The 14523-nt window shown below is 53.1% G+C and carries 10 protein-coding genes; 6 read left to right on the top strand and 4 right to left on the bottom strand.

The window, feature by feature from the left end:
* Nucleotides 1-807: carboxypeptidase-like regulatory domain-containing protein (locus LAT75_RS12460; RefSeq protein WP_291483001.1), on the bottom strand; the 807-nt coding region annotated here is incomplete at its 3' end.
* A gap of 225 nt (nt 808-1032) precedes the next feature.
* Complete coding sequence (locus tag LAT75_RS12455) at nt 1033-2220, bottom strand: T9SS type A sorting domain-containing protein (protein WP_291483000.1); 1188 nt, start codon at nt 2218-2220, stop codon at nt 1033-1035.
* Nucleotides 2221-2435: 215 nt separating this feature from the next.
* On the opposite strand from LAT75_RS12455, the gene rlmN reads away from it, so the two are divergent.
* Nucleotides 2436-3575 carry a 23S rRNA (adenine(2503)-C(2))-methyltransferase RlmN gene (rlmN, locus tag LAT75_RS12450; protein WP_291482999.1) on the top strand — a complete coding sequence of 380 codons (1140 nt, stop codon included), beginning with the start codon at nt 2436-2438 and terminating at the stop codon, nt 3573-3575.
* Nucleotides 3576-3840: 265 nt separating this feature from the next.
* On the opposite strand, the gene LAT75_RS12445 is transcribed toward rlmN, so the two are convergent.
* Complete coding sequence (locus LAT75_RS12445) at nt 3841-4797, bottom strand: NADP-dependent oxidoreductase (protein WP_291482998.1); 957 nt, start codon at nt 4795-4797, stop codon at nt 3841-3843.
* Between the two features lie 413 nt (nt 4798-5210).
* Here LAT75_RS12445 and LAT75_RS12440 point away from each other — a divergent pair, with 413 nt between their 5' ends.
* From LAT75_RS12440 to LAT75_RS12430, 3 genes are read left to right on the top strand one after another with little or no spacing between them, the layout of a single operon-like run.
* Nucleotides 5211-6335, top strand: a complete 1125-nt coding sequence (locus tag LAT75_RS12440; protein ID WP_291482997.1) for a Re/Si-specific NAD(P)(+) transhydrogenase subunit alpha — start codon at nt 5211-5213, stop codon at nt 6333-6335.
* A gap of 34 nt (nt 6336-6369) precedes the next feature.
* A complete protein-coding gene (locus LAT75_RS12435; RefSeq protein ID WP_291482996.1) occupies nt 6370-6663 on the top strand; it encodes an NAD(P) transhydrogenase subunit alpha in 294 nt (97 codons plus the stop codon).
* Nucleotides 6663-8078: an NAD(P)(+) transhydrogenase (Re/Si-specific) subunit beta gene (locus LAT75_RS12430; RefSeq protein ID WP_291482995.1), complete on the top strand. Its 1416-nt coding sequence runs from the start codon at nt 6663-6665 to the stop codon at nt 8076-8078. Before LAT75_RS12435 ends, LAT75_RS12430 begins: the two co-directional genes overlap by 1 nt.
* 614 nt (nt 8079-8692) lie before the next feature.
* On the opposite strand, the gene LAT75_RS12425 is transcribed toward LAT75_RS12430, so the two are convergent.
* Nucleotides 8693-10726 (bottom strand): TonB-dependent receptor, encoded by a 2034-nt coding sequence (locus LAT75_RS12425; protein ID WP_291482994.1) that lies wholly within the window; start codon nt 10724-10726, stop codon nt 8693-8695.
* 420 nt (nt 10727-11146) lie between these two features.
* Here LAT75_RS12425 and gap point away from each other — a divergent pair, with 420 nt between their 5' ends.
* Both gap and LAT75_RS12415 read left to right on the top strand, forming a co-directional pair.
* Nucleotides 11147-12145, top strand: a complete 999-nt coding sequence (gene gap / locus LAT75_RS12420; protein ID WP_291482993.1) for a type I glyceraldehyde-3-phosphate dehydrogenase — start codon at nt 11147-11149, stop codon at nt 12143-12145.
* A 210-nt stretch (nt 12146-12355) separates the two neighbouring features.
* The gene (locus LAT75_RS12415; protein ID WP_291482992.1) at nt 12356-14515 is read left to right on the top strand and encodes a PAS domain-containing protein; all 2160 of its coding nucleotides are present in this window, start codon (nt 12356-12358) and stop codon (nt 14513-14515) included.
* Nucleotides 14516-14523: the final 8 nt, after the last annotated feature.

Raw genomic sequence — 14523 nt, 5'->3', positions numbered from 1 at the left:
GATGGGTCCGTCGAGGCGGAAGCTGTAGAGGTTACTTGCCGGCCGGCCGAACAGCGAATCGGACTGCTCGTTGATGAAGCCGAAACTCTGATTTACCTCGGCGAGTCCGCGGTAGGTGTTGCCGCCTTCGCGGGTTGTGATGTTGATGACGCCCGACATCGCATTGCCGTACTCGGCATTGAAGGTGCCGGAAAGCAGGGTAAGCTCTTCGATGATATCGTTGCCGAGGTTGGTGGCTACGGAACCACTGACCGGGTCGCGCACCATCACGCCGTCGATCATGAAGGCGACTTCATTCGAGCGCCCCCCGCGGATGTTGAACGACCGTCGGCCTGCAGAAACGACGCCGCTTTGCAGTGCAACGACATCCGAAAAATTCTGAACGGGCAGGTTCTTGATCTGATCGCCGGAGACGGACTGCCGGGTCGCGGTTTCATCCTTTCGGATGAGCGGCTGCTCGGCTATTACCACAACTTCTTCCCCCGCTATGCCGCCGTCAGGATCCATCGCAATATTAATTGTAGTGGTGAGATCGGTACGAACCACTACTTCCTGAATAATCTGGGTCTGATACCCGATGTAGGTCACCCGCAGGGTATAGGTGCCGGGTCGCACATTCAGAATAATGTACTCGCCCTGCAGGTTCGTTGAGGCACCCTGCGCGGTTTCGATGATGAAAACATTGGCGCCGATCAGCTCCTCCCCGGTCCGGGCGTCGGTGATCCGGCCGGCAATTTTGTCGGCGAAGGCCGTTTCTGTTGCGGCACACAGCAACAGGAAAAGGCTCAGAAAAAGAATGCGTTTCATGGGCATTGATGGTGGGAATCAGGTCAAATCATACAGATCTAAACAGCGCAACCGGGCCGTAACGGGTCGCGGCAGGTGCCGGAAGGTTTGGGATGCTGTCATCCTAAAAAAAACTCCCGTGCATCAGAAAAAAAACGCGCCGCCGGACAGCATTCAACCGGCGGCGCGGTAGTATTCGATCAATCAATCATTTTGTAAATCAACGAACTGATCAGGGTACGGGTGTTACTTCATGAGGGTCATGCTGCGGGTCATGGTCTGACCGCCTGCCTGCAGGCGGTACAGGTACACCCCGGAGGAGAGGTTAGCAGCATCGAAACCGAAGGTGTGCGTGCCGGCGCTGAGCCGCTCATTTACGAGCACGGCAACCTGACGCCCGAGCATGTCATAAACCGTGAGGCTTGCATGGCCGGCTTCTTCCAACGCGAAGCGGATGTTAGTCGTCGGGTTGAAGGGGTTCGGGTAATTCTGCTCAAGGGCGATACGCACCGGAGCGTCGGGGCCTTCAGGACCAACGGAAACGGGATCGCCGATAATGCCGAGGTCTTCGGCTTTTGCAATAGCTGCATCGAGGCGGTCGTCAACATCATCAAGATCCGGACCGTGCGTGAAGGCAATCCAGACGTAGGCGGTATCGCCGGTCGCGATGTTGGAAACGTCCCCAAAATTCATGAATGCCCAGCCGCCGTCGGGTCCTGCTGTGATGGAGCTTGTCGGGAAGTCTTCTTCAACCATGATATCCCATCGGGCGAAGTCTCGGGCGTTGTCGCGCGCCGGATCGGTACTGTCGTACTCGTCAAAATCCATCAGTACCACTCCAACCGGATCGGCGGTAAGTGCCTGAATGCCAATGGCTGCATTGTTATTGAAAATGTACAGACGCTCCGAGGCAGCATCCCACTCCAGCGTTTCGCCACCCCATTCTTCAAAAATCTTGGCGCGCAGCAGGGCTGTGAGCTTAAACTCATTCTCCGCCTGACGCACAACGCCAAGCCGGGCAAGGCCATAGACTTCATCTTTAAATAGGCGCACGAGGGTGTGCACTTCAATGTCGAAAGGCGGATTGCTGCGGAAAGAATTATCCATGAGCAGCTCGCGGAAATACATCACGTCGCCTTCACCGGCATAGTACACCGTATCGATGAGGTTGATATCCGGATCGTCGTTTGGGTTCCACACATAATTGCTGTTAAAACCGACCATCTGATAAAAGCGGTCTATCACTTTATCGTCGAAGGAATCCCAGCGGCCGTCGCCGCCGTCGTAGGTTTGGATGCGCCCGAAAGCGTTGGTGGTTGTTACAAAAGCGAAAGTAGAGTCGTTGTGCGGGAAGAACTGCGCTTCGGCTATATCAGCCAGCATCAGCGTGAACCCGAATACAGCAAGCACGGCAGTTTGTATCAGATGTTTCATAGGATGGTTCCGTCAGATTGGTTGGTATTAAGTCGTGTTAGGATGATGACATCCTGAAATAAAGAAATAAATTTCTCACATTCAACAACAAATGAGAAATATTTCTCATTTTCATTCAGGGTGATGCGTCCCTTGCCTTTGAGCTGCGTTTGAGGGCAGAAGGAAGTCCGGCTTTGGTACCCCGCATCTCCCTCCTTTTTTGTATCTTAAGCGCTATGAAAATTTCCGAAACTCCCCTCTCTCCTGCCGCGGCAACGGATGAACTTCCGGCCCTCAAAACCAATCTGAAAACCCTCAGCCGGGCTCAGCTGTCCGATTTCTGCCGTGAACGCGGCCTGAAGCGGTTCCGCGCCGATCAGCTCTTTCAGTGGATGTATCAGAAAGATGTGCGCAATTTCCACGAGATGACCAACCTGCCCAAAACGCTGCGAGATGAGCTGACCGAAACGGCCTTAGTCGGCACCATAGATCCGGCTTCTCAGCAGCGCTCGGCCGACGGCACCATCAAGTTCCTGTTCGGCCTCACCGACGGTCACCGGGTCGAAGCCGTGCTGATCCCTGATTTCGAAGACGACGGAAGCGCAAAGCGGCTTACCGTGTGCGTGAGCTCACAGGTCGGCTGCGTGTTCGGCTGCTCGTTCTGCGCAACCGGCAAAATGGGCCTCCTCCGAAACCTGAGTCCGGGGGAAATTGTGGATCAGGTTGTGAAAATCAACACCGTTTCGGAAGAAACCTACGGGAAGGGCATCACCAACATTGTGTATATGGGGATGGGCGAGCCGCTGCACAACTACAGCGCGGTTACCGAATCGGCCGCGATTATCTGCGACGAAAAAAGCCTGGGGCTGTCGCCGAAACGTATCACCGTATCAACGGTTGGGCTCACCAAGCAGATTCAGAAGCTCGCTGACGAGCAGCAGCCGTTCAGGCTCGCGATTTCCCTGCACGCGGCAAGCGATGAAAAGCGGGATAAAATTATGCCCATCAACAGCTCCCTCAACCTGAAGGCCCTCAAAGATGCGGTGCAGTATTATCATCAGAAAACGGAGATGCCGGTAACCTACGAGTACCTGCTCTTCGATCAGTTCAACGACACGGCTGAGGACGCGAAGCGGCTTGCGCGCATCTCGAAATGGGCGCCGAGCAAGATCAATATCATCATGTATAATAATGTGGCCGGTGTGGAGCTGCTGCGTGCGCGTGAAGAGCGCCTCGATGCGTTCATGCGCGCCCTGCGCGATCAGCATGTTAGGGCGACCGTGCGACGCAGCCGCGGCGACGATATCGACGCCGGCTGCGGACAGCTCGCCATACGCGAGGGTGCCCCGAAAGGCAAAACGATCCGGAAGGACTGATCAAAAAAAAGGATTCCTGTCAGGTTCATTTTACCTGACAGAAATCCTTTACAGAAGGCCCGCATTCCGAATGTATGATCAGAAAGTTGCTCGCACCGGGCTTCAAATCAGAATGCTATGACCGGGCATAAGAAGTTAATGCGGGGCTGTGAAAAACCGAAGACGTAAAAATACGTCTCCGGGCTTTGCAGTGCGGTGTGAGGGTTCAAACTCAATAACACGAAAAGGCAACCCAAACTTCAGGATTTCGGGTCACGGCTACAGATCACATTCTGATTACAATTTTACCTTTGGTGTGCAGGGTTTCGATCTGCTGCAGGGCATCAGCAGCCTCGTTGAGCGGGTAGGTTTTGGAAACGTGGATTTTCAGCTTCCCGGCATCTGTAAGGCGGGCGAGTTCTTCGAGCTGCGGGGCGTTAGGCTCCACGAAAACGTACTGAAACGTCACATCATCCCGGCGCTCCGGCTTGCTGTTGGTTATGGAAACGAGATGTCCGCCCTGCTTCAGCAGCTGATGCGTTTTGGAGAGCACATCCCCGCGCGAGCAGTCGTAAATCAAATCGAGGGGGCCGCCCGCTGCTTTTTCGATATCAGCGGCGATGTCAGCGGTATGGTAGTCGATGCAGGCATCCGCGCCAAGCTCCTGCATGAAAGCATGGTTGGCGCTGCTTGCCACGGCAATCACCTTCGCGCCGGCATTTTTGGCCAGCTGAATGGCTACCGACCCAACTCCGCCTGAGGCGCCGATAATAAGTACCGTCTGACCAGCTTCGAGTTTACCGGCGTCAAAAAGCGACTGCCAGGCTGTGAGTCCCACGAGCGGAATGCCTGCGGCTTCCTCAATGCTCACCGAAGCCGGCGCCGCAGCGACATAGGCTTCCGACAGGCTGATGTATTCCGCAAAAGTGCCGTGCTGAATTTCGGGGCGTCGCGCATAGGCGAACACAGCATCCCCCTTTTTGAAGCGGCGGGCCGCATGACCCGTTTCTTCAACCACACCGGCTACATCCCAGCCGGGGATAAGCGGGAACTTACAGGGAAACGCATCTTTCAGCATCCCCCGCACCGTGTAAGCGTCAACGGGGTTCACCCCGGCGCCTTTCACCCTGATCAGCACTTCCCCTTCCCCTGCCGAAGGTTTGGGCAATTCTCCCACTTTGACAGGTTTTTCTTCCGGACTTCCGAATGCCTCGTAATAGGCTGCTTTCATTTTGGTACTCATAAATGGTTCTCTTAATTATGATGAATAATGGATTCTGCAAGACTGAATTAGCTGTTACAACAACCAAATTCGGCTGAATGGTTCAGTGCATATATCATACCAGTCTTTCGCCTCCTCATGCCGGCCTCCGGTTCGCTCCTCCTCATTCCGGCAGCCGGCGGCTTTAAAAGCGCTTCGATTTCTCCTTCCCAAATACTAATTTGTTGATATTCAGTCATTTATAAAACTACGTGGTGGGGCGGGCACTGCATTTCCCAAATAAAATGGTATTTTTGGGTTGATTTGAACCGCTTTGTACTGAAACGGTGTTTGAGAGTTTTTGGAAAAATTAACAGTGAATTAACCTCACCAATAAATCGCTTTATTTTTTAAAGCTAAAAGGAGTTCAGACACTTATCGTGATTATCGGAATTGTGAAAGAAACAAGACCCGGTGAAACAAGGGTAGCCTTTAATCCGGAAACGGCTGCCAAATGGGTCAGCAAAGGACTGGAAGTGCGGGTCGAAAAAAATGCCGGACTCGCCTCATTCTTCACGGATGAAGCCTACAAAGAGGCCGGATGCGTGATTACAGATGATGCCGTTACCGGAGCCGACATCATCCTGAAAGTAAACCGCCCCACCGATGCCGAGCTTGCAAAGATGAAGCCCGGCAGCCTTTTCGGCGGATTCCTGTGGCCCGCGCAGAACCGCGAGCTTGTTGACGCCCTCCTCAAAGCAGAGATCACCGCGCTCGGCATGGAATCCGTGCCCCGTATCTCCCGTGCGCAGAAAATGGACGCGCTATCCTCCATGAGCTCCATTGCCGGCTACAAGGCCGTGCTGATCGCCGCCGACGCGCTCGCCAAATACATGCCCATGATGATGACCGCCGCCGGCACCATCGCGCCCGCCAAGGTGCTCGTGTTAGGCGCCGGGGTTGCCGGCCTTCAGGCCATTGCAACGGCCAAACGCCTCGGCGCAGTCGTTGAGGCCTTTGACGTGCGGGCCTCAGTTAAGGAGCAGGTCGAGAGCCTCGGCGCAACATTTGTGGACGTGCCCCTTGCTGAGGAAGATCAGCAGGCCGAGACCGCCGGCGGTTACGCCAAAGAGCTTTCCGAAGCAAGCAAAAAACTGCAGGAAGAAGCCATTCAGGAGCGCGTAAAGCAGTCCGACATCGTGATCAGCACTGCGCTCATCCCCGGTAAAAAAGCGCCGCTGCTCATCCGGGCCTCCGCTGTTGAGGGCATGAAGCCCGGCTCCGTGATTGTGGACCTTGCCGCCGAACAGGGCGGCAACTGCGAGCTTACACAGGCCGACCAAATGACCGAAATCCACAACATGCGCATATTCGGGCCTACCAACATCACCGCTGCCCTGCCGCTGCATGCGAGTCAGCTGTACGCCCGGAACCTGAACAACCTGCTGGAGCTCGTTGTCAAAGACGGCGCCCTCAGCCTGGATTTCGAAGACGAAGTGGTAAAAGGCAGCACCGTTACCCATCAGGGTGAGGTCGTGAGCCCCTTCGTGCGCTCGCAGCTTGGCCTGAGCGCTTCCTGAGTTACCTGACATTCTAACACCCTTACTTTCCGATATGGAATCTCTGATTTTCAACCTTTTCATTTTTGTGCTGGCCTGTTTCGTGGGGTTTGAGGTCATCTCAAAAGTACCGACAACCCTGCACACCCCGCTGATGAGCGGGGCCAACGCCATCTCCGGCATCACCCTTGTAGGAGCGCTCGCCATTGCAGGCTCCGGTTCGGGCACTACGGCAACCATCATCGGTTTTCTGGCCATCGTTTTCGCAACCATTAATGTGGTGGGCGGATTTATGGTGACCGACCGCATGCTCGAAATGTTCAAGAAAAAGAAGGAGGATGAAGCCTGATGGAGACCTTTATCCCTGAATCCTGGTACAGCTTCCTCCCGAATTTTGTTGAGCTTGCCTATCTGGCTGCTATCGTGCTTTTTATTCTCGGGCTGAAGCGCCTCAGCTCGCCGGCAACGGCCCGCTCGGGGAATCAGCTGGCTTCGCTCGGTATGTTTCTCGGGGTGATTGTGACCTTGCTCGACCGCGAAATTATTGCCTTCGAATACATTCTTGCCGGCGTAATTGTGGGCTCGCTGCTGGGTGCAGCGGCTGCCAAAAAAGTAGAAATGACCAAAATGCCGGAGCTTGTTGCCGTCTTCAACGGATTCGGCGGTATTGCCTCAGCGCTGGTTGCCCTCGGGGCCTGGTTCCGCGTAACCGAGGCCGCCCTGCCTGCTGCCGATCTGCTGATCATGGGCCTGAGCGTGCTCATCGGCGCGGTGACCTTCACCGGAAGCCTTGTGGCCTTCGCCAAGCTCAACGGCCTCATTAAAGGCAACGCCATCCTGTTTCCGTTTCAGAATGCGCTGAATCAGGTGCTGCTTCTCGTTGCCCTTTTCGGGATCGGATGGCTGCTTGCACAGCCGCTGGAAGTGGCGCCCGTTCTGCTGATCAGCGGTATTTCTATCGTGCTTGGGGTGCTTTTTGTGATCCGTATCGGCGGTGCAGATATGCCGGTTGTGATTTCCCTGCTGAATTCGCTCTCGGGCATTGCCGCATCTTTCGCCGGATTTGTGATCGACAACAACCTGCTGATTGTGAGCGGGGCGCTGGTTGGGGCAGCGGGACTCATCCTCACCGACATCATGTGTAAGTCCATGAACCGCAAGCTCACGAGCGTACTCTTCGCCAAATTCGGCGGCTCAGGTACAGCCGGCGCGGGCGCTGATACCGGGGATAAATCCATCCGCGAAGTGCAGTCAACCGATGTGGCCGTGATGACGGCCTACGCCAAGCGCGTGGTCGTTGTGCCCGGCTACGGGCTTGCGGTTGCGCAGGCGCAGCACGTAATCCGCGAGGTCGCCGACCTGCTTCAGAAAAAAGGCGTGGATGTCCGCTACGGCATCCATCCCGTGGCAGGCCGCATGCCGGGCCACATGAATGTGCTGCTTGCCGAGGCCAACGTACCCTACTCGCAGCTGTTTGACATGGAGGAAATCAACGATGAATTCTTCCGCACCGATGTGGTACTCGTAATCGGCGCAAACGATGTGGTGAACCCGCAGGCCAAAACCAACCCCGGCAGCCCGATCTACGGCATGCCCATCCTGAACGTTGATGAAGCCAAACAGGTCGTTGTATTCAAGCGCAGCATGAACACCGGCTACGCCGGCATCGAAAACGACCTCTTCTACAACGAAAACACCTACATGTACTTCGGCGACGCCAAAGGTACCCTCGAAGACCTCGTGAGGTCGATTAAAGAGCTATAAAGCCTGAAAGCAGCGGCTCAGCATTTTAGCAGAAGAAGGCGTTTGATAACGCCTTTTTCTGCGATTCTCCGGTAGTACCGGTCGTATTGCATTTTTTTTGGGGTGAACTCCGTGCACATCACTGTGTACAGTGCCAGCTTCTGACACCCTAATCCTACGGAGAAGCCCTTGCTTTTTGCCTGTTTCACGAAAAGGTGCGCCAAATTTAACAGATAACTGCCGTCCGGAATCTGTCTGAGCAACTCTACATTTTTCCGGTACAGAAAAACGCATGTTTCGCTATGAACCCGCCCTGACTGCTTGCAATTTTGTAAGGAGCGGCTGATTTTTATTTTTTGCAGATAGCCTGATGCCAAAATACTGTCGCCCATAAAAAAGCAAGGTGTTCTCCGCCGAATTGGGGTGTCAGAAGCTGGCACCAAAAGCCAGTGATGTGCACGGAGTTCTCCCAAAAACTAAACGTAAAGCTCGTGAGACCCGGATGCGGGAATCCGGAGAAGAACGCCCGAACCGGGACGTGGAAACAGCACTTTTGATGCAAAGAATAAAATCAGGCGCTGCGATTTACGGCAGGGCCAGAATCGCTGCGAAGGGCAGATTGCGCTTTAAGCGGGTTAGCTGAAACGCACATTAATCCCTGCCTGCCAGTTGCGGCCGGGGGAGGGCTCGTAGAAGCGCCCGCCGAAACCGTTGATGATGACCGAGCCGTTGTAGCGCTCATCAAAAATGTTGTTGATTTGCAGGAAGGGGGTGATGCGGGTGTGATCGCCTACCGGGAGCGAAATCCAGGAAGCATTCAGGTTAAACACTGCGTAAGCATCGTTTTTGGCCGAGTTGATGCTGTTTACGTAATAGCTCGCGCTGTAGTCGCCTTCAAGGCGCAGTTGCAGGGCGCCCGGCCGTACTTCCGCATAACCGCTGATGCGGTGCTTCGGGATGCCGGGCAGCTGATTCCCTTTGAGTCCTTCCCCTGCCTGCACGAGCTCATCGCTGTCGAAAGTAAGGTCGCTGAAGCTGTAGCCAGCCTGCAGGGTGAACATCCTGACCGGCATCCATTCGGCAAAGAGCTCGAAACCGTTGTGACGGGTCGCGCCGACATTGCGGAAATAGCTTCGGTCGTTCTCCCCGACAAACTGCTGCAGCACATCATCAACATACATGGTAAACACGGCAGCATCGAGGGTGAGGTTCAGCTGGGAAAGTGTGCTGCGGGTACCGAGCTCAAGCCCGATGGTACGCTCAGGGCGAAGGTCGGGGTTGAATCCGCCGGTCATATCCGGGCGGTTCACCAGCTCGGTTGTTGTCGGGGTTTCGAAACCGGTGGTGAAGTTGAGGTAGGTGAACCAGTCGCCGCTCTGATAGCTTATGCCCGCCATGGGGCTGAGGGCGCCGAAACTGCGGCTGCCGGAAGTGTCTTCCCCACCCTGCCGGAACCGGGCGCTATTACGAAAATCGAACCAGTCAGCCCGCAGACCGGCGGAAAACGCAAAGTTACCGAAGGGAATTTTCACGCGTGAAAAAGCGGCAAGGCTGTACACATCCTCCTGCTGATCCAGCGTGAGGGGGCCCTGATCCCCGCCGTTCCGGGCTTCATTCACCCAATTGCGGCGGCTGTCGCTCTGTATGGCCGCGTCAAAACCGACGCCGAAGCTGAAATCCTGATACTCCTGCTGAAGCGTGGACCGGAGTCCGCCGGCGAGGCGGTCAACCTGAATCCAGGCAAATGCCAGCGGATTCTGCAGCTTGCGGGCCAGGCCCCAGGTCTGAACTTCGAGATCTCCCTGATCGAGCAGCAGGCGGTAGCGCGCGCCAAACTGCCCGTGACGCGTAATTTTGCGGGCGTTTTGCGCCAGATTGTTGGGGGCCGCGAGGTCGGGTGTTTCGGCGGCTTCAGTCGCGGTGAGGGCGCCGGGGTTGTCGCTCGCAGGGGATTCAAGCACGGCGGCGGTGAGGCGCAGCCGCGAGCGCTCATCGAGGGTGATATCAGCATGCCCGCCAAAGCGCCAGGCTTCAAAGCGGCTGTGATCGCGGAAGCCATCCTGCCACAGCCGCGAGCCGTAAATCTGATAACGGTTGCCTCCAACATTAAAGCCGGCTTCCACATCCTGCTTGCTGTAGCCGAAACTTCCCGCAGATACGCGCGCCCTTACATGGGGTTCGGGGGAAAAATTGGCGGTTGACATCAGCAGGGCGCCGCCGCCGGCATTTCCCCAAAAGGAAGAAACCGGTCCGCGAACAACTTCCACATCTTTAATAAAGGAAGGGTCGATCAGCGTCATGATGCTTTGACCGTCGGGCATGGTGAGGGGCACGCCGTCCATCAGAATATGAATACCCCGAACCCCGAATGCGGCCCGCCATCCCATCCCCCGGATTGAAATGCGCTCGCCAACGGCAAAATTATTCCGGTCGTTAACCCAAAGGCCGGGAATGCCCCTGAGCGGCTCAGTGAGCACGAGTCCGGGAGCGCTCAGCCTGCGTTCTTCCGAAATCCGGAAGGTCGTAACCGCGAAGGGCGCCTGAGCCGAGGTTTCGGTAAGCCGGGCGGCTTCGATACGAACATCTTCGAGCGTTACCTGCAGGGTATCGCTCAGGGCCGTATCTGTAGTGAGTCTTTCAGCCTGAGCATGAAACGGGAAAGTGAGCATTAAAAATGCTGCAAACAAAACTGCAGCAACGGAGGCATTAGTAAAACTGACTGAAGGGCTGTGAGTTCGAAAATCTGAAACCATCATATTAGTTTGAGCGCGCGTTTTCGGGTATCGGTAGTGGATTAAAAGGGTAATATAAAACCTTTTGTGAAGCACTTATGCTGTTGCGCTATATATGTTCAGAAAGTGCTAAATAGTTCCGGCTGAGTATATTGCAATAATGCAAAGCCATAAAAGCGGTTTCATGAAGAATTATCAAATACCTGAACTAAATTCACATACTGATATTCGTTTTTATTGATAAATACACGTATAAATAGTACATTACGGTCATAAAATTTTTAATTCTGCAACCCGGTGCGACCCTTAGCACGGTTGCGGTACACTTACAACCAACCCAAAAAAAAGAAACATAAGATGAGTAAAATTAAAGTAGGTATTAATGGTTTTGGACGAATCGGCCGTCTGGTAACGCGTTTCATTTTAAGCAACTACAGCGACAAAGTTGAACTGGTAGCTGTAAACGACCTCACCGATGCCAAAACCCTGGCCCACCTGTTTAAGTACGACTCAGTGCACGGCAAATTCCCCGGCGAAGTTAAGGCTGAAGACGGCTTTCTTGTAATCAACGGTCAGAAAATTGTAGTTAAAGCCGACCGTAACCCTGAGAATCTCGCATGGGGCGAGCTGGGTGTTACCACTGTAGTTGAAAGCACCGGTTTCTTCACAAGCAAAGATGCTGCCGGCAAACACCTTACAGCAGGTGCCAAAAAAGTCATTATTTCAGCTCCGGCCAAAGGCGATGTTAAAACCGTTGTACTTGGCGTGAATGATGCTGAAATCGACAAATCAATCGATATTTATTCCAACGCAAGCTGTACAACCAACTGCCTCGCGCCGATGGTTAAAGTTCTTGATGATGCCTTCGGCGTAGAGAAAGGCTTCATGACCACCATCCACGCGTACACCGGCGATCAGGGCACTGTAGATGCACCGCACTCAGACCTGCGCCGTGCCCGCGCTGCTGCCGTAAACATTGTTCCTACCACAACCGGTGCTGCCAAAGCAGTAGGCCTTGTGCTTCCGCACCTCAAAGGCAAGCTCGACGGCGGCGCAGTGCGCGTTCCCGTTGCCAACGGCTCAATGACCGACTTCACCTGTGTTGTTAAAAAAGCAACCACGCTTGATGAGGTACTGGCCGCTTTCAAAGCTGCCGCTGATGGCCCGCTCAAAGGTATTCTTGAGTACACCGATGAGCCGCTTGTTTCAACCGACATTCTTGGCAACCCGCATTCCGTGATCTTCGATTCCGAAATCACCAAAGTTGACGGAACCCTCGTGAAGGTAGTAGGCTGGTACGATAACGAAGCCGGTTACTCTGCAAGAACCGCCGACCTTATCGTTAAACTCGGCTAAGTTTCAGTAAACGATATACTGAAACCTGCCGGCCGCATTTTACCGGCCGGTAAACATGTAAGGCTGCTCCGACTTTCGGAGCAGCCTTTTTTTTAAAATATATGCTATATGCAAACAAATGCGGGATGGGTCAATTTAATCACACACATTTAGGCGTTAGGTACTTATATTCATCTTTTTAATGGGTAAATATGAATTTCAATTTGTTTTATGTATCCCGATTTCGAGAGCTTGCTGATTGATTCTCCCGTTGCCTTTGCGTGGCACAAAATGCTTTATGATGAAAACGGGAAACCCTGTGATTTTGAATTTTTATTGGTGAATGATGCTTTTCAGGCTGAAACGGGACTGAACAAAGCTGATATACAGGGAAAGCGGCACAGTCAGCTTTTCCCGCTGGAAAAGCTGACATTCGACTGGGTTTCATTTTATGCCGAAGTTGCTGAACAGCAACTCAGCAAAAGTACAGAGCAGTATGTAGAGCAGCTCAAAAAATGGTTCAGCGTAAAGGCCTTCACCAATCAGAAAGGTTTCTTTGCCGCCATTTTTACCGACATTACTGAGAAAATCTCCGGCGAACACACTTTCAGGCAGGCACGGGATCAGCTTGCGCAGCGTAAGATAATTGATAAGGTGTATGAGGTGCACACTGATCTTGAAGGCAGATTCGTCTTCATGAATGAGTTCTATCAGCGTGATTTCCATTCCCCCTCTCATAATAATACCAGCAAACGCTCCTTCAGCAGTCTTAACCCTGAAGACCAGAATGCCGTTACACAGACCATGGCAAAGCTGCTTTCTGATCCCGATAAACCGGTTTCAGTTACTCTCAAAATGCCCTTTAGGGGCGGGAAGGCTGTAAACACAAAATGGTCTTTCAGGATTTGGAAAAATGAAGCCGGCATTCCGGAGAAAATTATCTGTCTCGCGCATGAAAATGCCGCCCTGCACCAGCTTCGGAAAAAAATGCAGGATCAGGAGTTGGGCATGAGGCAGGTTTTTGATGATCTGCTCGCCGGATACTGGGATTGGAACCTAAAAGACAATTGTGAATATATGAGTCCGGGCTTCAAACGTATGTTTGGGTATGAAGATCATGAAATTGCAAACATTCCTGAATCCTGGCAGAAGCTCATTTTTGAAGAAGACCTGGCACGGGTCATGGAATCTTTTCGCAAACATGTTGATACAAAAGGTGAAAAACCCTTTTATAACGAAGTGCGCTACCGGCATAAAAACGGCAGTACGGTTTGGGTAATTTGTGTTGGCAGGGTTATTGAATGGGACAAAGACAATAAGCCCATTCGCGCAGTAGGCTGCCATGTTGACCTTAGCAAACAGAAAAGCCTCGAAGCCAGCCTGAAGGCAACCAAACAGCAGCTGAGCTCTGTTTTAAACACCCAACGAGAAATGATTTGCCGCTACAATGCAGAAACAGTGCTCACCTATGTTAACAGCGCCTACTGCCGCGCCTTTGGGGTATCGGAAAAAGAACTGCTTGGTAAACCGTTTATTACTTTTATTCCCGAACAGGAACATGCCGGGGTCTTGCAGCATATTCGCTCGCTTTCCCGAAAAGAGCCGGTAAAAACCCAAATCCATCAGACTCAGCTTCCTAACGGGAAGATCGTATATCAGGAATGGACCGATATCGCCCTTTTTGATGATGAGGGCAACATTAGCGAATATCAGTCAACCGGCATTGATATTACCCAGCGGATGCACGCTCTCATGAAAGTACAGGAAAGTGAGGCAAAATTTCAGGACATCGCTGAGAACATCCCGCTACTGATCTGGCTGCGTAATGAAAAGAATAACAAGATGCTTTACGCCAACAAAGCATACGAAACTATCTGGGGAAGAAGCCTCCAAAGCCTGTATGATCAGCCCGACGCTTACCAGGACGCGATTCACCCTGACGACCTGCCTTTATTTTATGAGGCTCTTTCGGTTTCCGCCGAAAAGAAACACTTCAGCTGTGACTACAGAATTATCCGGCCGGATGGTGAGATCAGGTGGGTGAGTGCAAAGCAATATCCCGTTTACGATCAGCATGGGGAGCTTATAAGGTACACAGGCATGGCGGTTGATATCACGCGGCTCAAAGAAAGTGAGCAGAAGATTCTGCGGCAAAATGAGACCCTTAGACAAATTGCGTGGGAACAGTCGCACCTTGTGCGGCAGCCCATTGCAAAGGTGTTAGGCATAGCCAACCTGCTTAAAACAGAACAAAATCTTGCCCCCGCTGAATATAGCCGGTTTTTCGACTATCTGATTGAAAGCACCTGTGAGCTGGACGACATGATAAAGGATATCGTCAAAAAATCTAATGCCGTTGAATTTGAGCTCAAAAAACAGCAGGAGCCATAAACCCGGCT

It is taken from the genome of Cyclonatronum sp., from assembly GCF_022565315.1.
In the GTDB taxonomy this organism is placed as follows: Bacteria; Bacteroidota; Rhodothermia; order Balneolales; family Cyclonatronaceae; genus Cyclonatronum.
This window is presented reverse-complemented; position numbering and strand designations above follow the sequence as displayed.